This is a genomic window from Bacillus sp. UNC438CL73TsuS30, assembly GCF_000482325.1.
Classification (GTDB): domain Bacteria; phylum Bacillota; class Bacilli; order Bacillales; family Cytobacillaceae; genus Neobacillus.
Map to the genome: position 1 here is coordinate 154,901 of NZ_AXVA01000013.1, position 23,896 is coordinate 178,796.

Below are 23,896 nucleotides of genomic sequence, written 5' to 3' on the forward strand. Positions count from 1 at the left end.
CTTTCCTTTACTTCGGTGGCTGGCGATATCTGTTGCGCGGATGAACAATACTTGGTCTAAGTAATGAACCCGGAATTGCTCTGCGTATAATAATGTGTAAAAACCCCTTAGGTTCAAACGGAAGGAACGGCCAAAAATATGGTGTATTAAACGCACGCATTTTAACAAGGAACAGAAACAAAAGTGTTGAACCAATAATAAAACCGGGAGTATGGAAAAAAGCAACCAATAAAAGCAGCGAAAGTCTCGCAATTTTGTTCGCTATACTTAGTTCGTAACTTGGTGTTGTAAACGTCCCAATCCCTGCAACGGCAACATATAGAATAACTTCCGGTACAAAAAGACCGACACTGATCGCAATTTGCCCAATTAATGCCGCCGCAATTAAGCCCATCGCCGTTGACAACGGTGTCGGGGTATGAATCGCAGCAATCCTTAAGAATTCAATCCCAAAGTCCGCTAAAAATATTTGGATAATTACAGGAATGTTGGTTTGATCATTAGGACCAATAAACGCAAGCTTTTCAGGTAATAAAGAAGGTTCTAATACAACCAGCAGCCACAGAGGCAATAAGAAAATAGAAGTCAAAACTCCTAAGAAGCGTGTCCATCTAACAAAGGTTCCCATTGCCGGAGACTCACGAAACTCTTCTGCATGTTGGACATGATGAAAAAATGTAGTTGGAGTGATAATAACACTTGGTGATGTATCAACAAAAATAACGATATGTCCTTCAAGAATGTGTGCTGCCGCTACATCTGCCCTCTCTGTGTACCTTACTTTTGGATAAGGGTTCCAACCTTGTTTTAAAATAAATTCTTCAATGGTTTTATCCGCCATTGGAATCCCGTCAACATTAATCGAATTAATCTCTTTCCTAAGTATATTTAACAAATCAGGGTCGGCAACATCTTGTAAATAACATAAGGCCACATCAGTTTTAGAGCGAACGCCAACCTTATGCATTTCAAAACGGAGCCGCTCATCTCGAATTCTTCTTCTTGTTAGACCTGTGTTGAGAACAATGTTTTCAACAAATCCGTCACGAGCGCCCCTAACCACTTTTTCCGTATCCGGTTCTTGAGGGGACCTGCCCGGATAACTTCTCACATCAATAACAAAAGCGGTGTCTTCCCCATCAACAACAATACCAATTAACCCAGACAGAACTTGGGTAACAACCTCATCCAATAACTTAGTTTTTTCAACGGAATGATTAAGCAATCTGTTTTCTATGATTTTAAAGACGTTTGTCGATAATTTTTCATGATCATTGATTTCAACTAATTCTTTAATTAGTTGGATGATCGCCATTGAATCAGTTAATCCATTTACAAAATAAATTTGAACCTCCGTTTTGAGGATAGATAACTTCCTTACCCCCAAATCAAAGGTTACACCTAATCCAACTCTCTGTTTCATGTAATGTTCTACTTCATGAACGGAAACCGGGATTGGCCATTTTTGTTCCGTGCTATTTGTCATGAAAACCGCTCCTTTCGAGAATAAGTTCAACCGCTTTTTTCGTAATCGGTGAGCCGAGCCTGTAATCGTCTCGCCTTGCCATTTTTCCGATATCGCCGATTCCAACTTTTAGCGGGACATCCAATTCATCAAGGCAGTAAACGGTATCCCCATTTATTTTGCCAATTTCCAGTTCCGGTATACCAGATTTATCTACCCCATAAGGAGTTAATTCACCATCGCGATCAATACTTACATCAATCCTTGACCATTCTTCATGTCTTGACTTTGCAGCTACTGCGATAATTCCAAGTACCTCAATATCCTTATGTAAGGCAACATATTTCAGGGCATTCTCACCAGCACCCTCACCTACGATGCCACTATCATCAAACATCACCAACACCGGATCATATGGAGCTTTTTTTATTAATTGGATAAGCTCAGGACCTGTTAATTTGGATGGATTCCCATGAGACATAGAAATGCAGCGTCCGCCCACTTCCTTAGCAACATGCTCTACAGCTCTTTTCGCATATTCATCCCCGTCAGTAATTAAGATCACGCGTCTTGGAGTGCTCATGTTTGTGATGTCCTTTCATGGCTGAATTCATGTTATTGATGAATAAAATAAATCCATTGAAATAAGGAACCAGCGACCTTCCCTAAAACAATTGCCATAATTAAATAGATGATTTCCTCATCCAAACGGATTCTTTTTGCAAGAATTGGAAGTACATTTAACACTTCCGTTAAGGCGCCTGCGAGCATCCCCACATAGACTCCCCCCGTTATACCAAGGGGAATCAAAAAATAAGCCGAAATACCTAAAATCGGATCTCTTAGGCTGACAGCTACCCCTGCAAGGGCCCCTATTACAACAGCCCATTCATATTGTTGTATCATTCTCCCAGTTTTTGATAATTGAGTTAATCTTGGAATAATCCCAAGTACAGTTAGAAATGCAACAAATCCTGAACCAACAGCCAATCCGCTTGCTAAACCGAAAAAGAGGACTGCTAAAATTTTAATCGTCATCAAGTTTCTTCGTACTTTCTTTGTTTTCATGAATGACCAAGTAATTATCTAAATCCATTTGATAATTAAACATTTCTACCTCAAGCGGACTGGGCTCATCATTGATTCGTTTTTTGAATACATGATTAAAAAATATAATCATTCCTAAACCTAACCCAATGGAATAAGGAATTTGAAATAACCATGGCTTTGCCACTTTTCTACCGGTAATAATGGTATAAATTTTTTCCTGAACACTTCTCATGCTGACATCGTCATGAAAATTCATGATGGCCATGGCTGAACCAAAGAATAATAAAAACCAGATTAATAAGAATAAAGGAAGGGAAACTCCTTTTTTCTTTGTAATCACTTCGATAATCGTTTGTGCTGGCCCAACGGTTTGGACTTCCATATCAGGAAATTTTGCCGCTATTTGAGAAATCACTTTCATTACATCAATAACGACGATATTCCGATCTTTATCAGATATTCGATGTATGACGGTATTTTCCAATTTAGCCATATCAGTTTCCGGGGCAATGATTTGAGCCACATCCTTCAGCATAATCACATCTTCAGGATTAGTTTTCACACGATTCCGCATGCGGATGTAGATTGTTTTTTCCAAAACATTCACTTCCCACACATTGATTTCCTCGTATAAGTAGTATGGTTAATTGTTACCCATTTAATGAAACCCAAAAATTGGTACAAAAAAAGACCGCTTGAATCATAGATCCATTCGGTCTTTCATTTGCATCAATATTTTTTTCTCGAGCCTTGAAACTTGAACCTGAGAGATTCCCAGCCTTAAGGCGACTTCCGATTGAGTTTGATCCTTATAATATCTTAAATAAACAATTAATCTTTCACGTTCATCCAATTCCCGAATCGCTTCTTTTAAAGCGATTTTATCAAACCATTTACCGTCATTGCCATCGTCAATTTGATCTAAAAGCGTAATGGGATCACCATCATTTTCATAGACCGTTTCGTGAATGGAAGATGGCGTTCTGCTAGCCTCTTGGGCAAGAATGACGTCCTCTGGTGATAATTCAAGATATTCCGAAATTTCATTTACGGTCGGAATCCTGCCAAGCGTCTTCGATAATTCGTCTTTTGCCTTTCGAATTCGGTTGCCCATTTCTTTTAATGATCGGCTCACTTTAACCGTTCCATCATCGCGGATAAATCGTTGAATCTCGCCAATAATCATCGGAACAGCATAGGTTGAAAACTTTACATCATAAGAAAGGTCGAATTTATCTACTGACTTCAATAAGCCAATACAACCTATTTGGAAAAGATCGTCTGGGTCATAGCCCCGATTTAAGAAACGCTGAACAACAGACCAGACAAGACGCATATTTTTTTCAACAATTAACTCCCTGGATACCTGGTCCCCATCTTGGCTCTTTTTAATCAGTTCTTTTACTTCGTGATCCTTTAAATACGGCCTGCTTTTATCGTTTTTGACCTCCACATCCATCGGCAAGTCTCCTTAATTGCACAGCATTTTGCGAGATTGTAAATGCTTTCGTAATCTTACTTCGGTTCCTTTACCTGGCTGCGTGAGAACCTCGACCTCATCCATGAAATTTTCCATGATGGTGAATCCCATACCGGATCTTTCCAAGTCCGGTTTTGTTGTAAATAATGGCTGACGAGCTTCCTCCACATCTACAATTCCAATTCCTTTGTCTCGAATCGTCATATCAATTACATTATCCTCGATACTAACGTCAATATAGACAATTCCTTTTGAATCATTTTCATATCCATGAATAATTGCATTCGTTACCGCTTCTGATACAACTGTTTTAATTTCAGTCAGTTCATCCATTGTCGGGTCAAGCTGAGCAATGAACGCAGCAACCGTTACACGCGCAAAAGATTCGTTTTGACTTAACGCACTAAATTGAAGATTCATTTCATTTTTCATTTTTATGCAACCCCCAATTTTTGCAATGCGCAGTTTTCAGTCGGTTCCATTTTAATAATCTTAAATAAACCCGACATATCGAATAACCTTTGTATTGCAGGGGAGATTGCACAAACAACCATTTCACCGTGCACCTGCTTAATTTGTTTGTATCTTCCTAAAATAACTCCAAGTCCTGAGCTATCCATAAAGGTCAACTGTTCCAAATTTAAAACAATATGACGAATTTCATTTCTTTCAATCGCATTTGCAGCCTGCTCACGGAGTTCGTCTGCTGTATGGTGATCTAGCTCACCGCTTAATCGAATACATAAAACATCATGTTTTATTTCTAATTCAATGTTAAGACTCACTATCCCTGGCCTCCTTAATCTGGTATAGTGAGTCAATTCGATGGAGGAGCATACATTTCCTTCTGTCGGGACAAAACTAGTCGTAATTCGCCAAAACTAGTGAATAATTCTGTATTTTCGACATATGTTTATTTACCGGATTTTGTAAACATCCCAAATGCACGTTTATAAAGGGTCCACCAGCTTGCTTCTTTAACATCTGTTTTAGCCACTAATGGACTTTCCAAAACTACTTTTCCATCCTTAATCAGTTTAATGGTTCCTATTTTGTCACCTTTATGGATAGGAGCATCTAAACCTTTCTCTAGAATGACTTTTTGTTTTACATCTTTCGTTTTTTCACCCTTTTTCGTCAATAAAGAAAGTGGTTCACTTGTAACGGCCTCCACTGTCTTTTCCTTTCCTTTACTAACATGTGTTTTGCTTATGACCTGATTCCGCTTATACATTGGATGGGTTTGATATTGATTGAAAGCATAATTTAGCATTTTTGTTACCTGAGCATTTCTATCCTTCGATGTTGGAGCACCAAATACAACGGCTATGACGCGCATTCCATCCTTCTGGGCTGTTGCTGTTAAACAATACTTTGCTTCTCCGGTAAAGCCAGTTTTTAAGCCATCCACGCCGGGATAAAAACGGACTAGTTTGTTCGTGTTAACAAGCCAAAATTTTTTGTCCGTTTTTTCGCGAAGGTATGCCTCGTACATACCCGTGAACTTCGTGATGTCCTCATATTTTAAAAGTTCTTTTGCCATAATCGCCATATCATGTGCTGAACTATAATGACCGCTTACTGGAAGCCCTGTGGTATTTTTAAAGAAAGTATGTTTTAATCCTAACTCTTTAGCTTTTTTATTCATCATGTCGACAAATGCTTCTTCAGATCCTCCGATTCTTTCGGCCATTGCTACAGAAGCATCATTTCCGGAACCAATTGCAATACCTTTCAGCATTTCCTTTGTAGTCATTTCTTCGCCTGGCTCAAGAAAAATTTGTGAACCTCCCATAGAGGCAGCATATTCACTTGCACGAATTTTTTCATTCCAGCTCAATTTTCCTTGATCAATTGCTTCCATAATTAACAGCATTGTCATGATTTTTGTCATACTTGCCGGTGGTAGTTCTTCTTGACTATTTTTCTCAAAAAGGACTTTCCCTGTATCGCGTTCAATTAATACCGCTGATCTAACATTATTAACGAGCTCGGTGCTATTCTTTTCTTCAGCCGCAAAAGCGGAAGGAATCCATAAACTTGTAACCAAAAAAGATATCATCATTAAAGAGACGATTCGTTTCATCGCATAACCCTCCATTCTTTATATAGATAACATTTTTTCCAAATCAATCAACTTTATACAATAATTTCCTACGAATACAATAAAAAAAGTCCAGGTTCCCCCCCGGACTTTCCAAAGCATACATTATTCAGTAATCTCTTCATGAATTAGGATTGGCGCTTCTATTATTGATGATGAAATCTTGATATTTTCGTAAAGTTTATCTTTCACTTCACGCACATCTTGAAAATTGCTGTAAATCGTAACCAACGATTGACCTTTTTTCACCTCGTCACCGATTTTTTTCCTTAGGACTAGCCCGACAGCTAAATCAATTACAGATTCTTTTGTTGCTCTGCCGGCTCCTAACAGCATCGCAGCTGTTCCAACTTCATCAGCAATAATTTCGGATACATATCCATCTTCTTTTGCTTCCAATTCAAAAATAAAATTTGCCTGAGGTAATTTGGAAGGGTCATCTACGACAGATGCATCCCCCCCTTGGGAACTTAAAAATGCCTTTAATTTTTTAAGCGCCTCTCCATTTTTAATCACGTTTTCGAGCATGGCCCGAGCTTCTGCCAAAGAATCTGCCTTTTCAGCCAAATAAACCATATGGCTTCCAAGTGTTAAACAAAGTTCTGTTAAATCATCAGGACCTTCCCCTTTTAATGTATCAATGGCTTCTTTTACTTCCAGCGCATTGCCGATGGCATATCCAAGTGGCTGACTCATGTCTGAAATAACCGCCATTGTTCTTCTACCAACATTATTTCCAATTCGAACCATTGCTTTGGCCAATTCTCTGGAATCATCCAGTGTTTTCATGAATGCGCCTGCACCTGTTTTTACATCAAGGACAATTGCATCAGCACCTGCCGCAATTTTCTTACTCATTATGGAACTTGCAATAAGCGGAATGCTGTCGACTGTAGCTGTTACATCCCGAAGAGCATACAGCTTCTTATCAGCAGGGGTCAGATTTCCACTTTGACCAATTACCGCGATTTTATTATGATTGACGAGATCAATAAATTCCTTGTTTTCAATTTCCACATGGAAACCCTTAACGGCCTCCAATTTATCAATGGTTCCTCCTGTATGGCCAAGGCCACGCCCGGACATTTTGGCAACTGGTACTCCAAGGGCGGCCACAAGCGGCCCAAGGACGAGTGTGGTGGTATCACCAACACCGCCAGTGGAGTGTTTATCTACTTTTATTCCTTGTATTTTCGATAAATCAATTTGATCACCGGACTCCACCATTGCCATGGTTAAATCTGCTCGTTCCTTTTCCGTCATTCCTTGAAAATAGATTGCCATTGTCCATGCACTAATTTGATAGTCGGGGATAGAGCCATCCGTGTAGCCATTTATAATAAATTTAATTTCTTCTGTTGATAATTCATGCCCATCGCGTTTTTTTTCAATTAAGTCGACCATTCTCATTATTCATCACCACTTTACCAGTTTAAAATACGGAAATTAAGCGATCCTTTTCACAATTTCCTTTATATATAAAAGAAAGTTTGCTTTTACCTTTTCAGTCGTCTCAATCACTTCATCATGGCTTAATGGCTGATCTAAGATTCCTGATGCCATGTTAGTGATACAAGAAATTCCCAAAACCTTTAAGCCTCCGTGGCGTGCCACAATTACTTCTGGAACTGTCGACATTCCAACTGCATCACCGCCAAGCACCCTAGCCATTCTTATTTCGGCAGGGGTTTCATAGACAGGACCAGTAAAGCCAACATAAACGCCTTCCTTGACCTTGATGTTTAGGCCTCGAGCAATTTCCTTTGCAATCGCCCGTAATTCTTTTGTGTATGCCTCAGACATATCCGGGAAACGAACCCCAAGCTTGGAGTCATTCGGACCAATTAACGGATTTGTTCCCATAAAATTAATATGATCCGTAATAATCATTAAGTCTCCTGGGGAGAAGCTTTCATTGACACCACCCGCTGCATTTGTCACAATCAGCATTTCCACTCCAAGTTCTTTCATCACTCTTACTGGAAATGTCACTTTATCCATACTGTATCCTTCATAAAAATGAAAACGTCCCTGCATGGCGACAACCTCTGCCCCGCTTAGGGAACCAAAAACTAATTGTCCTGCATGCCCCTCAACCGTCGAGACCGGAAAATCTGGAATCTCATGATAGGGTATTTTAACCGGCTCGGCGATTTCATCTGCTAATACACCAAGCCCTGAACCCAGAATAAGGCCAATTTTTGGGGTTTTTGAATATTTTCCTTTTAAGAATCCCGCTGCATTTTGAATCTTTTCAAATTCCATTTTTCATTCCCCTTCTATTTCAATTCACTTAAAAAGCTTTGACCGTAATTCGGCATTTTCACATTGAAGTTTTCAGCAACCGTAGCCCCAATATCTGCAAATGTTTTCCTTAATGGAAGTTCTCTTCCTTGTTCCATATTCTTAGCGTATACAAGTAATGGGACATATTCTCTTGTATGGTCTGTTCCAGGTGCTGTTGGATCATTTCCATGGTCAGCTGTAATGATGAGCAAATCCCCCTCATTCATTTTGGCAAACACTTCAGGCAGACGTGTATCATACTCTTCTAATGCTTTACCGTATCCCTCAGGGTCACGGCGATGTCCATAAAGGGCATCAAAATCAACTAAATTCAAAAAACTAATTCCGGTAAATCCCATTTCCAGGGTTTGAACTAACTTATCCATTCCATCCATGTTAGAAATGGTCCTTAAGGATTGAGTTACCCCTTCCCCATCATATATATCGGAAATTTTCCCAATTGCAATTACGTCAAACCCAGAGTCTTTTAACTCACTCATCACGGTTCGGTCAAATGGTTTTAATGCATAATCATGGCGATTTGCGGTACGCTTAAAATTACCAGGTTCGCCTATAAACGGACGAGCAATGACCCGGCCCACCATATATCTTTCATCGAGCGTTAATTCGCGGGCAATTTTACAAATTTTATATAATTCTTCAAGAGGTACCACCTCTTCATGGGCAGCTATTTGAAGCACGGAATCAGCAGAGGTATAGACAATTAATGCTCCCGTTTTCATATGCTCTTCCCCAAGTTCAACTAAAATTTCTGTTCCGCTTGCAGGTTTATTTCCAATTACTTTTCTACCGGTTCGTTTTTCTAGTTCTGAAACAAGTTCATCAGGGAAACCTTCAGGAAATACACGGAAGGGGGTTTGAATATTTAAGCCCATGATTTCCCAATGTCCTGTCATCGTATCTTTGCCGTTAGAGGCTTCCATCATCTTGGTATAAAAAGCAAGTGGTTTTTCCGCTTTTGGGATCCCTTTGATTTCCCGGATGTTGCTTAACCCCAACTTTGCCATGTTTGGCATATGAAGACCGTTCATTTTTTCTGCAATATGACCATAGGTGTCAGCCCCTTTGTCGCCAAACCGTTCGGCATCGGGAGCTTCGCCAATTCCTACTGAATCCATTACGATTAAAAATATCCGTTTATATGTATTTGCAGTCATAAATTTTTCCTCCTTGTTTCGTGGTAAACGGTTACACTCAAAACAAAATAATAAGCAATTATATGTTGCCCTTTTTCATCCAGATTAACCATGAAAGCACATTCATTTGTCAGAAGTCTGACATCTCTATTTTACTAAAAGATTAGGAAAATACAAGAAAAAAACTGCCTAAAATTAGACAGTTTTTTGCACTTGAAACTATAATTCTATTATGCACGGGGAAAGAATTTACTATAAACATCCTTTAATCTTGTTTTACTCACATTTGTATAAATTTGTGTGGTGGATATATCAGCATGTCCGAGCATTTCCTGCACCGCTCTTAAGTCTGCACCATTTTCAAGCAGGTGTGTTGCAAAGGAATGTCTAAGTGTATGAGGGGTTAACTCGTTCTCAATTCCCGCTTCTTTTGTAAGCTTTTTTAATATTTTCCAAAAACCCTGCCGTGTTAATCGTTTCCCTTGATGGTTTAAAAATAATGCGCTATCCTGATTTTTTGGGGTAACAAAATGCCCTCTCCCATATTCTAGGTAGCGCTTAATAGCTTCTGCAGCTGTTTTGCCGATTGGTATAATCCGTTCTTTTTCCCCTTTTCCGATGCAGCGAACAAATCCCATTGTTAAATGAACATGGTCAATATCAAGATTAATCAGTTCACTGACACGGATCCCGGTTGCATATAGGAGTTCGAGCATGGCCTTATCTCTTATTCCAAAATGATTATTTTCCTTAGGCGAATCCAACAATATTTCTACTTCCTTCAGACTTAATACTTTCGGAAGCGACCTTTCTAATTTTGGAGTTTCGATTAGCACAGAGGGATCTTGGTCTGTTGCTTTATCCCTTAATAGAAATTGATGCAGGGCTCTTACGGAGGCAATATGTCTCGCAATGGTTTTTGATGATTTCCCTTGTTCTTTTAAAAAACCGAGAAATTGAACAATATGCACACGCTGGACAAGATTAAAAGAGGAGATCCTTTCAACATGTTGTAAAAAGCGGATATAACTCTTCAAATCTCGTTCATAAGACATAATCGTATTCTTAGCCAAGCCTTTTTCTACTATTAAAAATTCTATAAAATCTTTTAATTGATTCTCCATCATCCATTTACTCCCCATTTAAATAAAACAAAATCAACCGGTTTAACCAGCCTGGATTTTCATCCTTTACCTCACTGGATACCTTTAACGCAGCTCCCTCCGGCGCATCATAGCGATGGTAACTTTGGTATTCCTGACTTACCCACATAATACCATAATAAAAGAGAATCGTGCATCCAGTGAAAATGATAAAAACCTTTATGGTTTGAAGTGCGACTTTTATAAAAGAAACCATTCTTTTCTTCCCCCAAATTGCTTCATAATAGTAAAAGGTATGCCAAATTGTACAAGTTTTATACCTTTACAGTAAGAAAAGAGGAAATTTATTTATAATAGAAAAAGTCCTTTCATTAAAAAGGACTCGTTTATTCTTATTCTGCTTTTTCTTGTTCCGTTTTTTTATCTTGGCAGCGATAGCAAATGCCATGAAAAGTGAGGCGATGATCTTTAATTTTAAAATTCCATCTGCGTTCTACCGTTTCCTCAACATCTTCAAGAAGATCCTCTTGAATTTCATCCACTGCACCGCACTCAATACATACGAGATGATGATGAAAGTGTGCTGCCCCCTCCTGACGAAGGTCATAGCGTGATACTCCATCACCAAAATTAATTTTATCGACAATTTTTAATTCCGTTAGAAGTTCCAAAGTCCGATAAACAGTTGCTAAGCCAATTTCCGGCGATTTTTCTTTAACGAGGAGGTACACATCTTCCGCACTCAAATGATCCTCTTCATTTTCAAGTAAAACTCGAACGGTTGCTTCTCGTTGAGGTGTAAGCTTATAGCTCGATGAGTGCAACTGTTTTTTTATTCTTTCTATTCTAGTTTCCATCCCGAAGTCCCTCCCTCGCCACTGTTAATTCTCATTATAACAGATGGGAAAAGAGATTCAAAATAAAATCATTATAAACAAGAGGTTATATTGATTATTATTATATAATTATTTTAAATTAGCAGAACTGATGATTGTTTTCATTAACCATGGCGACATATAGGCTTCAATTCCAGAAGCGGCGGAGATGAAAATGACAGCTGCCAGTAAAGCAAAAATATAGCGTTTGAAAAAGGGCATAATCGGCTGTCCATACTTTTTTAAAAACTGCTTTTTAATCATCCTAATTGAAAAAATAACTGAAAATGCCGCCATTATGATAAATACCGGAATGATAATCAAATTTTGCGGAAGGATGGATACAAATGCAAGTAAAAATCCATTCCAGCCCATTTGACTAACTAAAAAACCAACCGTAAAACCAACTACCATCCCCTTTAAAAATAATAGAATGAGAATGATTGGTAAACCAATAATGGAAATCCCCAAGATCCACATAAGTCCAATAAATTTGCTGTTATGAAAGAAGCTTTGGAAAAATAAATCATTTGTTTCTGCTACTTTTCCATTAGAAATCTGGCCAAAAAATTGCGACAAATAGTAGAATAGATCTTCTTTTTGCGTAATTCCCATGCTATTTACGACAATAGCTCCAAAAATAACACCCATTAAAAATAACACGATAATAAATAAAAAAATTGAGGAATGCTCACGGAAATAACTGGCGGCATCGGACTGGTACAATCGTTTCTTCATTTGCGTTTCCTCCCTATTCGGACAATCAGTTATTACATACTATGCTTGTCTATCTTTTCTATGACCAAAAATTAATAGATAATATAAAAGGGTTTGACCCCATGGAGTCAAACCCTAATTATTTATTGATCCGCGATCTTCCCGTATTTTCCACCTCCGCCTGCAGATAGATGAATTTCTCCCTCTCTCGCCTTGATAATTAATTCAGCAATTTTGGGCGGAACGACTTCTTTTAATGATTCTGCCGGGACTTCATGCAAAATCGCCATTTCACTTCCGAAATGATTGACAAGTTTTTCAAGCAACTTCGGCCCTAACCCTGGGATAAACTCCAGCGGTACTTGGTGAACATATGGCGGTCTGTTTGAAGGACCCTCCTCTGCTGTTTTTAATTCTAAAATCCTATCTGCTACACCTTTAATAATTTTTTTGTTTCCGCAAAGTGTACAAATTTGATCATCTTCACCCGCCGGATTTAAGCATTCTGCACAAACAGTTTTGTGGTATTTGCCAAGGAGCGGGTCAAGCCCGTAATTGGCAAGAACTCCGCGACCATCCTCACCGTTTAATGCTTTTTGCAATTCCTTAAAGGTCGGCTCTTCCATCGCGATTACTTGATATTCTCGGGCAATCTTTGCGAGGGAATGGGCATCCGAGTTTGTTACAAACGTATATTTGTGAATTTCCCCAATTTGATCCGCCATGTCAGTGTCTGAACTTAAACCAAGCTCAATCCCATCAATTAGGTTTGGGTCAAAAACCTCTGTTAAGGAACGATTAACCCCTTTCCCATATAAGCTTTTAAACGGAGTAAAAACATGGGCGGGGATAAAAATCCCTCCTAAGTCTTTAATCTTTTTTTGCAGTTCGAGGCCCGTTACATATACCCGCTGTGAGCTTAGCTGAACATTTTTTAGGTTTTTTGAAAGCCAGGATGAAAATTCCCTCATAATAGCTAGAGTCGGAAAAAAACCTAGTAAATGGATTGGCCCGTTGCATCCCTCATCATAAATTTCCAACTCTGACCCAGGAATTACCGTTAAATCTCCAAATACTAAACCGCCATCAGGATGCTCGACAAGATCTCCGCTTTCAATGAGGCTTTCCATCTCCAAAATAACCTCCGGGGAATGGCTGTCAATAATCCCCACCATATTCAAACCTTTTTCATGCCTCGCATGTTCAATGATATTTGTAAAGGTTAACGATTTGGCACCAGTAATTTTGACAGGCTTTCCAGTCCAAGTTCTGCCAATATGAATATGTAAATCCACATAATATTTTTTCATTATTTTGCTAGTGCCTCTTGTATTTGCAAATATTGAATGGCATAAATTGTTTTGGCATCGTAGATTTTTTGATCTTTCATATATTGAATGGCCTCATCAAGGGTCAATTCCTCAATATTTACAAATTCATCTTCATCAAGAGCGGCTGAATTCTCTTTTTTCGAAAGTCCTTTTGCAAGGTAAACATGAATGATTTCATCGGCAAAACCTGGTGAGGTATAAAAAGATGTCAACAGTTCAAGGCTTTCACATACATAGCTTGTTTCTTCCTCAAGTTCCCTATGGGCACAAAGGGCCGGGTCTTCTCCTTTTTCAAGCTTTCCCGCAGGAATTTCAACTATCGTTCTTTCCAAGGCTTTGCGGTATTGCTCAACCATGACGATTTTATTTTCATTGGTGATGGCGATAACCGCAACTGCACCAGGATGTTTGATAATTTCACGTTTCGACTTCTTCCCGTTAGGCAGTTCAACCTCTTGTATTTGCAGGCTGATAACCTTGCCAGAAAAAATTTCTTCACTATGGATTGTTTTTTCTTCAAGATTGTCCATAATTGTCACTCCTGTTCTAATCCGCTATTCATTGCTCATACATTTTACCATACTTTATTTGGAGGGGTATGGGATGAAGGTGTACGTACACGAAAAGGGTGTACTCCTTGTCGGAAAAGGCTGGGAAGTGCTGCAAAAGCTTAAGGAATATAATACAGAATTTGTTTATGTTTCGGATTGGGTAAAGGATGTTTCCCAAAAGTAATCGTTACATTTGTAGTCTCCCCTATTCTTTTATAAAATTGTAGGAAAAAGAACGGGGTGGTTTTTTTGAAAAAAAGACAACTTTGGAACTCTGATTTGTTTGTGACTGAATTGGGCTTAGGGTGTATGTCGATTGGCACCGATGAAAAAGCAGCCCGCTATATTATTGATACTGCTTTAAATGAGGGGATTAACTACTTTGATACCGCTGATTTATACGATTTCGGAGTAAATGAAACACTGGTCGGCGCTGCTTTAAAGCCTGTCAGAGATAAGGTAATTCTTGCTACAAAAGTAGGTAATCGCTGGAGAAAGGACCGGTCCGGCTGGGCTTGGGACCCCTCCAAGTCTTACATAAAGGAAGAAGTAAAATACAGCTTGAAACGACTTGGAACCGACTATATTGACCTTTACCAGCTGCACGGCGGGACCATTGAAGATCCAATAGAAGAAACCATTGAAGCATTTGAGGAATTGAAGGCAGAGGGCTATATTCGTTATTATGGGATTTCATCGATTCGACCAAATGTCATTCGTGAATATGTTAGGAAATCAAAAATGGTTTCAGTAATGATGCAATATAGTATTTTAGATCGCCGTCCTGAAGAAGAGGCATTGCCACTGCTTGCTGAACATGGAATTAGTGTTGTTACCCGTGGTCCCCTCGCCAAAGGTCTTCTTAGTGATAGAATGCTTGAAAAGGCTTCGGAAAAAGGCTATTTGGATTATAGCCTGGAGGAGTTACAGGAAGTATTGCCATTGTTGAAGGAAAAGGTTGCTTTGGGGCGTTTTTTTACTGAAGTCGCACTCCAATATAATTTATCCAACCCAACTGTTGCATCAGTGATTACTGGTGCGAGCAGTGCGGAGCAGGTGCGAAGCAATGCGGCGGCGGCAAGGAGCCGGGCATTATCAGATGAGGAGATTAGCTTTATTAGAAAGCTGACAAAGGCAAGCGTTTATCAGGATCATCGGTAAAAAGAAATCCCACTGGGCGTTGTCCAGTGGGTTATTTGTTGAGTTTTGGCCATAGATCAAAAAAGACAGTAAGAATCCTATTTAAACTCTTTCCAGTTCATTCCACTTTCATTTAACAGCTCTTCAAAGGATTTGTTCTTTTCCTTTAATCTTCTTTCTTCCCGCTTTTTAAACTCCTCTTCAGCTCTTTTATTCTCTTCCTCTATTTTTAGCATCTCCTGCTGCTCTTTTAGCTGCTTTAGTAAATTGGGATCCATCATATCCTTCAGCGTAACAACGGATTCATCTTTTTTCGGTTTCTGTTTCGGTTGCTTTTTCACGGTTAGTCCTCCCCCTTCATAACGAATTTGCCACTATTATACCACTTGACGCAATAAAACAGCTTTAGATTTACCTCAAAAAAACAGGTGAGAAATTAGGGATTTTTCCCTTTTCTGTATTAACCTGCTTTCCTTTCCTTAATAACCCTCAAGTAAAACATTCTCATCCACCATTAATGCTGCTTCTGTTGAATTTATAACCTCTTCAACCGTAAATCCTTTTGCTACTTCAACTAGTTTTAGCCCGGAATCGGTCACGTCCATTACCGCCCGCTCTGTGATAATACGATTGACAACTCCTTTTCCTGTTAACGGAAGTGTGCATTTCTTTAAAATTTTCGATTCCCCGCGTTTATTAACATGTTCCATTATGACAATGATTTTTTGAGCCCCATGGACAAGATCCATTGCCCCTCCCATGCCCTTAATCATTTTTCCAGGTATCATCCAGTTTGCTAGATCACCGGTTTCAGAAACCTCCATTCCCCCAAGAATGGCTAGATTAATATGCCCCCCACGAATCATCGCAAATGATTCAGCACTGTCAAAAAAAGCTGCGCCGCTAATGGTCGTTACCGTCTCTTTTCCCGCATTGATTAAATCTGGGTCGACCTCATCCTCCTTTGGATATGGGCCAATTCCTAGCAATCCATTTTCCGATTGCAGAACCACCTGTTTATTTTCTGACATGTAGTTGGCTACAAGAGTTGGCATACCGATTCCTAAATTGACGTAAAAGCCGCTTTCGATTTCTTTCTCCGCCCGTATCGCAATTCTCTCCCTTACTAAGACCTTTTCATTTGCCATTTCTCTCTCTCCTTTCGATTTCACTAGTTTCACCAAAGGATGCTCCCTTTGCCCCATCCAATTAAATTTATCTCCTTATAATGAAAGTATGAATGTTAGAAAAGGAAAATGATTGCTGAATTACCTTAAAAAGTTACATTGATTGAATCTATACCTTTTATGAATAATCATACTTCCGTTCATGCATCTTATAAGGTGAAACCATCTTGAAGGGAGTACCAATGATGAGCCAAAAACGCGAAAAAGGAAACAGCCAAAAGGGAAAAAACTATGCTGACTCTGCAGGCGGGGGCCAAAGAATGATTGCCGCGGAAGAAGTAGAAAAAGCAACACACCCAACCAAGAGGCAGAATGCCGAACAATAAAATCGTAAAAGCCGCAATGGAGTTTGCGGCTTTTTTTATGTTACTATAATGCTAATAGGAAAATATTGTTGAAACCTTTCGGGAGGTGCCCTGTTTGAAAAAGGCATTTCGAACCTTGTTTATTTTATTATTTTTTTGGCTCGCACTTGCAATTTATTTTACCAACCGGCTGATGTACATGAAAAAAAAGGATGAAGAATTTATTTTAAAGCGGGAAAAGGAAGCCGGCAGATATAATCCTACACAATTAAAAACACTGCCGAAACGAAAAGTCGAGATTCCTTCACCCTTTGGTTATGGGATTAAAGCAGTTCTTGTTGAACCGCACCAAACAGACCGTTATATTATTATTTCTCACGGTGTAACCGAAACGAAAATCAATTCAATTAAATATATGAATCTGTTCCTTGAGCGTGGTTTTAATGTGCTAATTTATGATCACCGGCGCCACGGAGAATCCGGTGGAAGAACTACGAGCTTCGGTTATTACGAAAAATTCGATTTAAAAGCCGTTGTTGACTGGCTGAAAGAGAAAAAAGGAACGAATCTTTTGTTGGGAATTCACGGTGAATCCATGGGAGCTGCAACGATGCTGTTGTATGCAGGAATGCTTGAGGATGGTGCTGATTTTTACATTGCCGACTGTCCATTTTCAGATTTCAGGGCTCAGCTTGCTTATTTGATTAAAAAGGATTTTAAGCTTTTTCCTGGAATTTTATTACCGATTGGAGACCTTATATTACGGATTCGGGATAAATATTCAATCCGGAATGTCTCACCGATCTCGGTTATTGAAAATATTCAACATCCAGTCTTGTTCATTCATAGCCGTAAGGATGATTATATCTTGCCCTCGATGACCCAGGAATTATTTGAACATAAAAAAGGGCCTAAAATGCTCTATATCGCAGAAAAAGGGCGGCATGCCCAATCCTTTAACGAAAACCGCACTGATTATGAACGAATAATTGATGAATTTTTACAAAAGTATGTAAATCCGGAGCCTTCTCGTTAAACAGACTGTCCAATTGGAACAGTCTGTTTTTTATTTGATGAGAAGGCTCATATGCCCGTTTAAAATTTGCTGCGGGCTTTTTAATTGAAAGCAATTTGATACAGTTGAAAAATCAATTTTCATTTGTTCATCAAAGAAAACCGCTTTTGCTTTTTCGATATAAACCGGTACGTCATTCGATTCAATCTGAATGTCGTTATCATCCAATTCTGGTACAAACCACAATACTGTTACGCCATTTACTGCACAACCGCAGCCGTCTGTATCATATTTTAGCTTTAAATAGCCCGTGCGGCCCTCTGTTCTCGTTTTTATTTTTTCAGCTGCCGCTAAGGTAATTTCTATTTTCATGTTTAAAAGCCCCCTTTGTTGACATATGATGATTGTATCATATGTTTTTTTAAGCTCTTATTTTTCTGCTTAAGGTTTTTCAAGTAACACATATAATAAATATTTCTTAGGGAGTGTTGGGAATGTCAAAGGTTCAAATCAAAGTAAATGATAACGGGTCCTATCGAATTACAGGTGACGTGGAATTAATCGATGGTTCAGGAAATGTTTATACAACAAAGCCATCCTTTTCCCTCTGCCGCTGCGGGTTATCGAAAAATAAACCTTTTTGTGACGGCTCGCATAAAGGTAATTTCGAATCCCAGGTTCGGGTTCCTCAAGAAGATTAATTATTGAGAGCGGTTGTCATCAGCCGCTCTTTTTTATTTCGTTTGAAACTACATATCGGTCATCCGGATGTCAGCAATTTCGCGAATGGGGATACGATGCGCTCCTTCAAACTTGTCAACGACATGGAGCTTTTGGGTCATTTCGTCCCAGTAATGGATTTTTCCGATAACAATTTCATAGTTACGATTCCGGTAATAGGTAACCGTAACAAACTGATCAAACTCAATTGCCTCAACCAGGGTTTCATTCATTAGCTCAAGCTGCTGCTCATCCATTTCTTTTCTATTTTCATATCCGTCTTCCTTTACCCAATCCCTTAGCAGTTTGACATGCTCAGGAAGCATCATTGATGTCCATTTGATTCTCCCGCGATCACGAATCATCCGCCTCACCTTCTTTCATAGATAAATCAAAAAAGTTTATTTTTGTCTAGCTCCAGCGCCTAGGGGCTCTTTGGTCTACAGCCCCTGATCAAGGCGCTTCCGTTTTTCTTTTTACATTTTATGCCCGCCAACGAGTGTAGCCCGATGCTTGGCGGTTCCTGCTGCCGTGTAGGAAACAGCCCGCAATAAGGAACCTGCCCCAAAACGGCTGCGAATGGAGTCTACTACATAACCCAAATCTCGTTTTTTGTATGCATCCATATCAAACAAATCAAGCTGAAGCTCCTTGTCATCGACAATATTGGCTAGTGCGAGCGAAATTTGCCTTGCGGTTTTGCCATTATAATGCTCATGAAACAACTCAAGACAAACGCGGTAAAGCTCCATTGTCACATTCGTCGGCTGTGCAATCGTCCTTGAGCGGTAAAATCCTCCCCCCAATTCATCCTGACTGTAGCCAATTCCAAGGCTAATCGTTCGCCCAACCTTTCGATGCACTCTTGCCCTTCGCGCCACTTCCTCACACATTTCTAAAATCACATGCTTGATTTCCTCTTCCTCTTTATAATCCCTTAAGAGAATTTGGCTTTTTCCAAAACTGATTTGTCCTTCAACAATTGGTGCACCTAACTCCGAAAGGTCAATTCCCCAGGCATGATAGTAAAGCTGGTTGCCCATAATGCCGAATTTCTTTTCTAACTTTTCTAAATCATAGCGGGCCAGCTGTCCAACCGTAAAAATGCCCATCCCATTTAGTGTTTTTTCAACCCTTCTGCCTATTCCCCACATTTCTCTAAGCGGCGACACACTCCACAGCTTTGTCGGTACATCCTCATACGTCCATTCTTCAACCCCTTTTTTCTTTGCATCCAAATCAAGACAAAGCTTCGCCATTAACATATTCGGCCCGATTCCAACCGCACATGGCAGCTGGAACTCCCGCTCAATGTCACTCTTTATTTTTTTGGCAATGGTATGGGCATCCCCCCAAAGATGGATGACACCATCTACTTTTATAAAACTTTCATCCACGCTATACGTATGAATGGCTTCCTTTGGAACATAGCGATTGAAAACACGGCTAATTTCTGTAGAAATTCGTAAATAAGTAGCCATTTTCGGCTCAACTACTTGAATACGCGGATCATTAGGAATCTCGAACAGTCTAGAGCCAGTTTTAATACCAAATTCCTTTTTCACTCTTGGTGAGGCTGCAAGTACCACACTCCCCTGCCGATCATGATTGCCGGCCACAACTAAATAGCACTGCATCGGATCAAGGCCGTACATAACAGCCGAACAGCTTGCATAGAAGCTCTTCATGTCTACACATAGAATTTTATTTTGCGGTGCGGTGCTGTAATCGACCATATTTCTTCCCTCCATGGTCATAAATACGAACATTAGTTCCTTTATAGTATATTCTTTATATTAAGCGAATATGCGTTCGTATTCAATGGGAATTTAATGACAATTTTCCAATGTGGTGATGAAACAAAAAAACAGTATAATGAATTGAGGTGCATAGCTGTGGATAAAAAACTGGTAATCAAAATGATAAAAAATTGTTTTAAACAATACTATACCGAGGCAGATTCATTGCCGATGAGTGGAAAAGAATTAGAAGAACTTTATCAACGGGTACTAGAGATGAAAACAGCAGAACCGGAAATGGATTTGTATGAGGTAATCAATGATACGGTGTATGAATTTCTAACAGGTTAATCGGAAAAGAGAAACCGCTGGAAGCAGCGGCTTATTTTTGATTAAATGCCTTTTTCCCAATTCGTTCAAACAGCCTTGGAAAAAGAACATAGACAACGCTGCCCATATTCATCCAGCGTGGGAGGTTAATTTCTCTTGTTTTTGTAAGCATGCTATTAACCACTTTCTCAGCAACGTACTCCGGTTTAAGCATAAATCGCTGAACGTTTTTCACATAAGTCCCTTTTTCGTCAGCAATATTAAAAAAGTTGGTAGCAATCGGACCAGGATTCACCGAAGTGACTTGAACATTATAATCAGCTAATTCCATCCTTAGTGAATTCGTATAACCAAGAACAGCATGCTTTGTTGCCGAATAAACGCTTGATTTTGGTGTGGCAATTTTCCCTGCTTGAGAGGCAATGTTGATAATATGGCCGAAACGCCGTTCACGCATTTTCGGCAGCACCATACTTGTGCACGCCATTAACCCAACCACATTTACCTCAAACATCCCCTTGATTTCATCCATTGTCGCCGCGTGGGCTTCACGAAAAACTCCAAAGCCGGCATTATTCACAAGGATATCGACTGAACCCATTTCCGCAAAAATACGCTGAAAAACTTCTTGTACTTTTTCGGTATCAGACACGTCAAGCTGAAAAATAACCACTTTGACATGATGTTTCTGTTGTAATTCACTTTGCAGCTGTTTCAGCTTTTCGATGCTTCTTGCTAAAAGGACAAGATTGGCTCCGCTTGCAGCGGAAAGCTTAGCAATTTCCGCACCAATCCCCCCTGAGGCGCCAGTGATGACAATATTTTTGCCTTTTAAATGTTTCCTAACCAATGTATCACCTCATCTGGCCTGAAAAAGAACAGGCTGCGTATCTTTATTAGTAATTTCACCAATGGATGATAAATAGTCAAGCTGTCCAACGGTCTCTGATATCGTCAACAGCAATTCACGTTTATAGACGGCCGGAAAAAGCCGTTTGCAAATTTCAAAAACACTTAACTGCTCTTCCCTTAACCAGTTAAGAACGGTCATGGCCCGTTCATGCTGCCGAGTAAGTCTTTTTTCGATTAGCTCTTTTAATTGGTAAACCTCTTCCCCATGCCCTGTGTACACAACAGAAATGGGATAAGATAACAATTTTTTCATCGATTCATTATGCTGCAACAGTGGTTTTGGCCTTTCTGTTTCTCCCGGAAGCGGCGGCTCAAGCAGCGGATTCGGGGAGATATGGGCTAAAATAAGATCTCCGCAAATTAAAACACCGTCCTTTTCACGAAAAAGCGCAATATGACTTTGAGCATGACCTGGTGATTCTATAACCTGCCAACCGCTGAGTCCCGGAGGTGTCATCCCTTCATGTAAATGCCCAGTCAGTGAACGATTGCATGAATATTTTAACGTTTTTCGCAAATTTTCAAGGGAAGGTATAAATTCCTTGGGCAACCCAAATTGATGGAACAGCGCAGTAAAAAATTCCTCCTGCACCTGAAAAAATTCTTCTGTCGGATGAATCCATCGCTCATTTAACGGATGGCCGAGCAGTTCAATCGTATCGGGTAAAAAATCAAGCATACCGACATGGTCGGGGTGATGGTGCGTCAAAATAACTTGTTCAATATCATCAGGACTTACATGCAAATCAGTCATTTGCGTTTTCAGTGAATTCCAGCATTCTTTCGTTTTTACTCCTGCATCAACAAGCGTTAACCGCTCTCCCTTAATCAAATAGGCATTTACATCTCCTACCTCAAACGGAGTCGGCAGGGTAATTTTAGCAATTCCCTCTTTCCATTCTGTCATTTTTATACCCCCTTAATATTATTGTTATAAAACTTCCGAATGTAAAAATTTGATTATAAAATAAAGTGTACCGATTTTCTCAGAAAATGTCATTATTTTCACATAATTTTTTAGAAAAAATAAAAAATTCAATAAACTATTCCCTTGACAGACAGGCTGTTTATACTGCATAATCACAATTAAAATTTGATTCGTTTAAAGCGATGAATAAGGCCAGTAAATGAGTAACGGTGAAAGAGAGTGAAGCTCTAAAGGCTGAAAGGCTTCACCACCCTCTTAATCATTGAACCTACCTTATGAGCTTTTAGGAAAACCTAACGCAAATCCGGCGTTATCGGAGTCGAGTGACCCTTTTGTATTTTAAAAGGGGTCAATGAAGGTGGTACCACGGAAGATAGACCTTTCGTCCTTTACGGATGAAAGGTCTTTTTGTTTTTAAAGAAGCTGTTTTCTAAAAGATTGTTGTTTTTAAATAGGTTAAGTGAGAAGTTGATTGAAGCGGATGGTGCGAGACTCCAGCGGGAGCAGCAGGACAGGTGAGACCCCACAGGCGCTTTCAGCGCCGAGGAGGCTCACCGACTGCCCCGCGGAAAGCGAGCATCCTGGAGCGGAAATCAACCACTCTTCTAATGAACAAAATAAGAAGGAGGCTGTAACATGAAAAAAATGGCAGTTATTGGTGCAGGTTCTATGGCTGAAGCGTTCATTTCGGGTGTTCTGGAAAATGGGTTAATGGAAAGAGAAAATATTTGGGTAACAAATAATTCAAACGAGGAAAGGCTACACAAGCTTCGTAATCGCTATGGGGTAAGTGCCTCTTACGACATGTGTGCACTCTTTGACGGAGCGGATATTGTCATTTTAGCAATGAAACCTAAGGATGCCGCAACTGCGATAGCCAAGATTCGGGAGTACCTAACGGAAAAAATGCTGGTAATTTCAGTTCTCGCCGGGGTTTCAATCAAAACAATAGAGGTTTTAGCTAAAAAACCAATGGCAATTATCAGATCGATGCCAAACACATCAGCAGCAGTTGGATTATCAGCAACTGCCATTGCGGTCAATGAACGTGTGTCAGATGAGCAAATGGAAATGGCGAAAAAGCTTTTCAACACAGTAGGATTAACTACTATTGTTGAAGAAGAACATCTTGATGCTGTAACAGGACTTTCAGGAAGCGGCCCTGCCTATATTTATTATCTGATTGAAGCGATGGAAAATAGCGCAGTAGAAATCGGCCTAAATAAGGAAACTGCTCAAGAACTGATTGTACAGACTTTAATTGGAGCGGCAGAGATGGTCCGGAAATCAATAAAACCACCTGTACAGCTGCGCAAGGATGTAACCAGCCCTGGGGGAACGACAGAAGCCGGTATTCGAGTCCTTGAAGAAAATGGCGTTCAGAAGGCATTTATTGAGTGCATAAAAACAGCCACTGCTCAATCGAAAAAAATGGGAAAAGCATTAAGCACCCAGCTGGAAACAGCAGAACAGCTCCTATAAATTGGATGTTTCCCGAGAG

At 39.7% G+C, this 23,896-nt stretch carries 31 protein-coding genes and 1 other annotated feature; of the genes, 7 read left to right on the forward strand and 24 right to left on the reverse strand.

Annotated features, from left to right (window positions below; genetic code table 11):
* Window positions 1–7 precede the first annotated feature (7 nt).
* The 17 genes from M028_RS0107440 to M028_RS0107520 form a co-directional block, all read right to left on the reverse strand.
* Window positions 8–1,486, reverse strand: coding sequence for a spore germination protein (locus tag M028_RS0107440; RefSeq protein ID WP_026573349.1), 1,479 nt, complete (start codon window positions 1,484–1,486; stop codon window positions 8–10).
* Window positions 1,476–2,048: a stage V sporulation protein AE gene (locus tag M028_RS0107445; RefSeq protein WP_026573350.1), complete on the reverse strand. Its 573-nt coding sequence runs from the start codon at window positions 2,046–2,048 to the stop codon at window positions 1,476–1,478. The genes M028_RS0107440 and M028_RS0107445 overlap by 11 nt, the downstream gene beginning before the upstream one ends.
* Window positions 2,049–2,080: 32 nt before the next feature.
* Window positions 2,081–2,503, reverse strand: coding sequence for a stage V sporulation protein AB (locus M028_RS0107450; RefSeq protein WP_026573351.1), 423 nt, complete (start codon window positions 2,501–2,503; stop codon window positions 2,081–2,083).
* Entirely contained in the window at window positions 2,493–3,113 is a 621-nt protein-coding gene (locus M028_RS0107455; RefSeq protein ID WP_026573352.1) for a stage V sporulation protein AA, read from the reverse strand. The genes M028_RS0107450 and M028_RS0107455 overlap by 11 nt, the downstream gene beginning before the upstream one ends.
* A 102-nt stretch (window positions 3,114–3,215) precedes the next feature.
* Entirely contained in the window at window positions 3,216–3,974 is a 759-nt protein-coding gene (sigF, locus tag M028_RS0107460) for an RNA polymerase sporulation sigma factor SigF (RefSeq protein ID WP_026573353.1), read from the reverse strand.
* Window positions 3,975–3,986: 12 nt separating this feature from the next.
* Complete coding sequence (gene spoIIAB, locus M028_RS0107465; protein WP_026573354.1) at window positions 3,987–4,427, reverse strand: anti-sigma F factor; 441 nt, start codon at window positions 4,425–4,427, stop codon at window positions 3,987–3,989.
* A gap of 2 nt (window positions 4,428–4,429) precedes the next feature.
* A complete protein-coding gene (gene spoIIAA, locus M028_RS0107470) occupies window positions 4,430–4,780 on the reverse strand; it encodes an anti-sigma F factor antagonist (protein ID WP_026573355.1) in 351 nt (116 codons plus the stop codon).
* Between the two features lie 128 nt (window positions 4,781–4,908).
* Window positions 4,909–6,081: a D-alanyl-D-alanine carboxypeptidase family protein gene (locus M028_RS0107475; RefSeq protein WP_026573356.1), complete on the reverse strand. Its 1,173-nt coding sequence runs from the start codon at window positions 6,079–6,081 to the stop codon at window positions 4,909–4,911.
* A 123-nt stretch (window positions 6,082–6,204) separates the two neighbouring features.
* Window positions 6,205–7,509, reverse strand: a complete 1,305-nt coding sequence (locus M028_RS0107480; protein WP_026573357.1) for a pyrimidine-nucleoside phosphorylase — start codon at window positions 7,507–7,509, stop codon at window positions 6,205–6,207.
* Between the two features lie 36 nt (window positions 7,510–7,545).
* The gene (locus M028_RS0107485; protein ID WP_026573358.1) at window positions 7,546–8,364 is read right to left on the reverse strand and encodes a purine-nucleoside phosphorylase; all 819 of its coding nucleotides are present in this window, start codon (window positions 8,362–8,364) and stop codon (window positions 7,546–7,548) included.
* A 14-nt stretch (window positions 8,365–8,378) separates the two neighbouring features.
* Complete coding sequence (deoB, locus tag M028_RS0107490) at window positions 8,379–9,563, reverse strand: phosphopentomutase (protein WP_026573359.1); 1,185 nt, start codon at window positions 9,561–9,563, stop codon at window positions 8,379–8,381.
* A 209-nt stretch (window positions 9,564–9,772) separates the two neighbouring features.
* Entirely contained in the window at window positions 9,773–10,666 is an 894-nt protein-coding gene (xerD, locus tag M028_RS0107495) for a site-specific tyrosine recombinase XerD (protein WP_026573360.1), read from the reverse strand.
* A gap of 7 nt (window positions 10,667–10,673) precedes the next feature.
* Window positions 10,674–10,901 carry a YqzK family protein gene (locus M028_RS0107500; RefSeq protein ID WP_026573361.1) on the reverse strand — a complete coding sequence of 76 codons (228 nt, stop codon included), beginning with the start codon at window positions 10,899–10,901 and terminating at the stop codon, window positions 10,674–10,676.
* Between the two features lie 136 nt (window positions 10,902–11,037).
* The gene (gene fur / locus M028_RS0107505) at window positions 11,038–11,502 is read right to left on the reverse strand and encodes a ferric iron uptake transcriptional regulator (protein WP_026573362.1); all 465 of its coding nucleotides are present in this window, start codon (window positions 11,500–11,502) and stop codon (window positions 11,038–11,040) included.
* 108 nt (window positions 11,503–11,610) lie between these two features.
* Window positions 11,611–12,258 (reverse strand): stage II sporulation protein M, encoded by a 648-nt coding sequence (spoIIM, locus tag M028_RS0107510; protein ID WP_026573363.1) that lies wholly within the window; start codon window positions 12,256–12,258, stop codon window positions 11,611–11,613.
* A 122-nt stretch (window positions 12,259–12,380) separates the two neighbouring features.
* Window positions 12,381–13,547, reverse strand: a complete 1,167-nt coding sequence (locus M028_RS0107515) for an endonuclease Q family protein (protein ID WP_026573364.1) — start codon at window positions 13,545–13,547, stop codon at window positions 12,381–12,383.
* Complete coding sequence (locus M028_RS0107520) at window positions 13,547–14,098, reverse strand: NUDIX hydrolase (protein WP_026573365.1); 552 nt, start codon at window positions 14,096–14,098, stop codon at window positions 13,547–13,549. Before M028_RS0107520 ends, M028_RS0107515 begins: the two co-directional genes overlap by 1 nt.
* Window positions 14,099–14,171: 73 nt before the next feature.
* Here M028_RS0107520 and mciZ point away from each other — a divergent pair, with 73 nt between their 5' ends.
* Entirely contained in the window at window positions 14,172–14,303 is a 132-nt protein-coding gene (gene mciZ / locus M028_RS31990; RefSeq protein WP_081810680.1) for a Z-ring formation inhibitor MciZ, read from the forward strand.
* A 65-nt stretch (window positions 14,304–14,368) separates the two neighbouring features.
* On the forward strand, window positions 14,369–15,280 hold the full coding sequence (locus M028_RS0107530) for an aldo/keto reductase (protein ID WP_026573366.1): 912 nt from the start codon (window positions 14,369–14,371) through the stop codon (window positions 15,278–15,280).
* A 77-nt stretch (window positions 15,281–15,357) separates the two neighbouring features.
* Here the strand turns inward: M028_RS0107530 and M028_RS0107535 are convergent, their stop codons facing one another.
* Window positions 15,358–15,600: a YqkE family protein gene (locus M028_RS0107535; protein WP_026573367.1), complete on the reverse strand. Its 243-nt coding sequence runs from the start codon at window positions 15,598–15,600 to the stop codon at window positions 15,358–15,360.
* Between the two features lie 138 nt (window positions 15,601–15,738).
* Window positions 15,739–16,407 (reverse strand): 3-oxoacid CoA-transferase subunit B, encoded by a 669-nt coding sequence (locus M028_RS0107540; protein ID WP_026573368.1) that lies wholly within the window; start codon window positions 16,405–16,407, stop codon window positions 15,739–15,741.
* Window positions 16,408–16,613: 206 nt separating this feature from the next.
* On the opposite strand from M028_RS0107540, the gene M028_RS33305 reads away from it, so the two are divergent.
* Entirely contained in the window at window positions 16,614–16,772 is a 159-nt protein-coding gene (locus M028_RS33305) for a hypothetical protein (protein ID WP_231510783.1), read from the forward strand.
* Between the two features lie 94 nt (window positions 16,773–16,866).
* Window positions 16,867–17,787, forward strand: a complete 921-nt coding sequence (locus M028_RS0107550) for an alpha/beta hydrolase (protein ID WP_026573369.1) — start codon at window positions 16,867–16,869, stop codon at window positions 17,785–17,787.
* A 30-nt stretch (window positions 17,788–17,817) separates the two neighbouring features.
* On the opposite strand, the gene M028_RS0107555 is transcribed toward M028_RS0107550, so the two are convergent.
* Entirely contained in the window at window positions 17,818–18,138 is a 321-nt protein-coding gene (locus M028_RS0107555; RefSeq protein ID WP_026573370.1) for an iron-sulfur cluster biosynthesis family protein, read from the reverse strand.
* A 122-nt stretch (window positions 18,139–18,260) separates the two neighbouring features.
* Here M028_RS0107555 and M028_RS0107560 point away from each other — a divergent pair, with 122 nt between their 5' ends.
* Entirely contained in the window at window positions 18,261–18,467 is a 207-nt protein-coding gene (locus tag M028_RS0107560) for a CDGSH iron-sulfur domain-containing protein (RefSeq protein ID WP_026573371.1), read from the forward strand.
* Window positions 18,468–18,515: 48 nt separating this feature from the next.
* Here M028_RS0107560 and M028_RS0107565 read toward each other — a convergent pair whose 3' ends face one another.
* Both M028_RS0107565 and M028_RS0107570 read right to left on the reverse strand, forming a co-directional pair.
* Window positions 18,516–18,851: a YolD-like family protein gene (locus M028_RS0107565; RefSeq protein WP_026573372.1), complete on the reverse strand. Its 336-nt coding sequence runs from the start codon at window positions 18,849–18,851 to the stop codon at window positions 18,516–18,518.
* Between the two features lie 111 nt (window positions 18,852–18,962).
* A complete protein-coding gene (locus M028_RS0107570; protein ID WP_026573373.1) occupies window positions 18,963–20,222 on the reverse strand; it encodes a Y-family DNA polymerase in 1,260 nt (419 codons plus the stop codon).
* A gap of 159 nt (window positions 20,223–20,381) precedes the next feature.
* On the opposite strand from M028_RS0107570, the gene M028_RS29590 reads away from it, so the two are divergent.
* Window positions 20,382–20,576: a YqzH family protein gene (locus tag M028_RS29590; RefSeq protein WP_026573374.1), complete on the forward strand. Its 195-nt coding sequence runs from the start codon at window positions 20,382–20,384 to the stop codon at window positions 20,574–20,576.
* A 31-nt stretch (window positions 20,577–20,607) separates the two neighbouring features.
* On the opposite strand, the gene M028_RS0107580 is transcribed toward M028_RS29590, so the two are convergent.
* Together M028_RS0107580 and M028_RS0107585 are read right to left on the reverse strand one after the other, a co-directional pair.
* A complete protein-coding gene (locus tag M028_RS0107580) occupies window positions 20,608–21,405 on the reverse strand; it encodes an SDR family NAD(P)-dependent oxidoreductase (RefSeq protein ID WP_026573375.1) in 798 nt (265 codons plus the stop codon).
* Window positions 21,406–21,414: 9 nt separating this feature from the next.
* Entirely contained in the window at window positions 21,415–22,374 is a 960-nt protein-coding gene (locus M028_RS0107585) for an MBL fold metallo-hydrolase (RefSeq protein ID WP_026573376.1), read from the reverse strand.
* A 194-nt stretch (window positions 22,375–22,568) separates the two neighbouring features.
* Window positions 22,569–22,788: a binding site (T-box leader), on the forward strand.
* 243 nt (window positions 22,789–23,031) lie between these two features.
* Here M028_RS0107585 and proC point away from each other — a divergent pair.
* The gene (proC, locus tag M028_RS0107590; protein WP_026573377.1) at window positions 23,032–23,877 is read left to right on the forward strand and encodes a pyrroline-5-carboxylate reductase; all 846 of its coding nucleotides are present in this window, start codon (window positions 23,032–23,034) and stop codon (window positions 23,875–23,877) included.
* The last annotated feature ends 19 nt before the right edge of the window (window positions 23,878–23,896 follow it).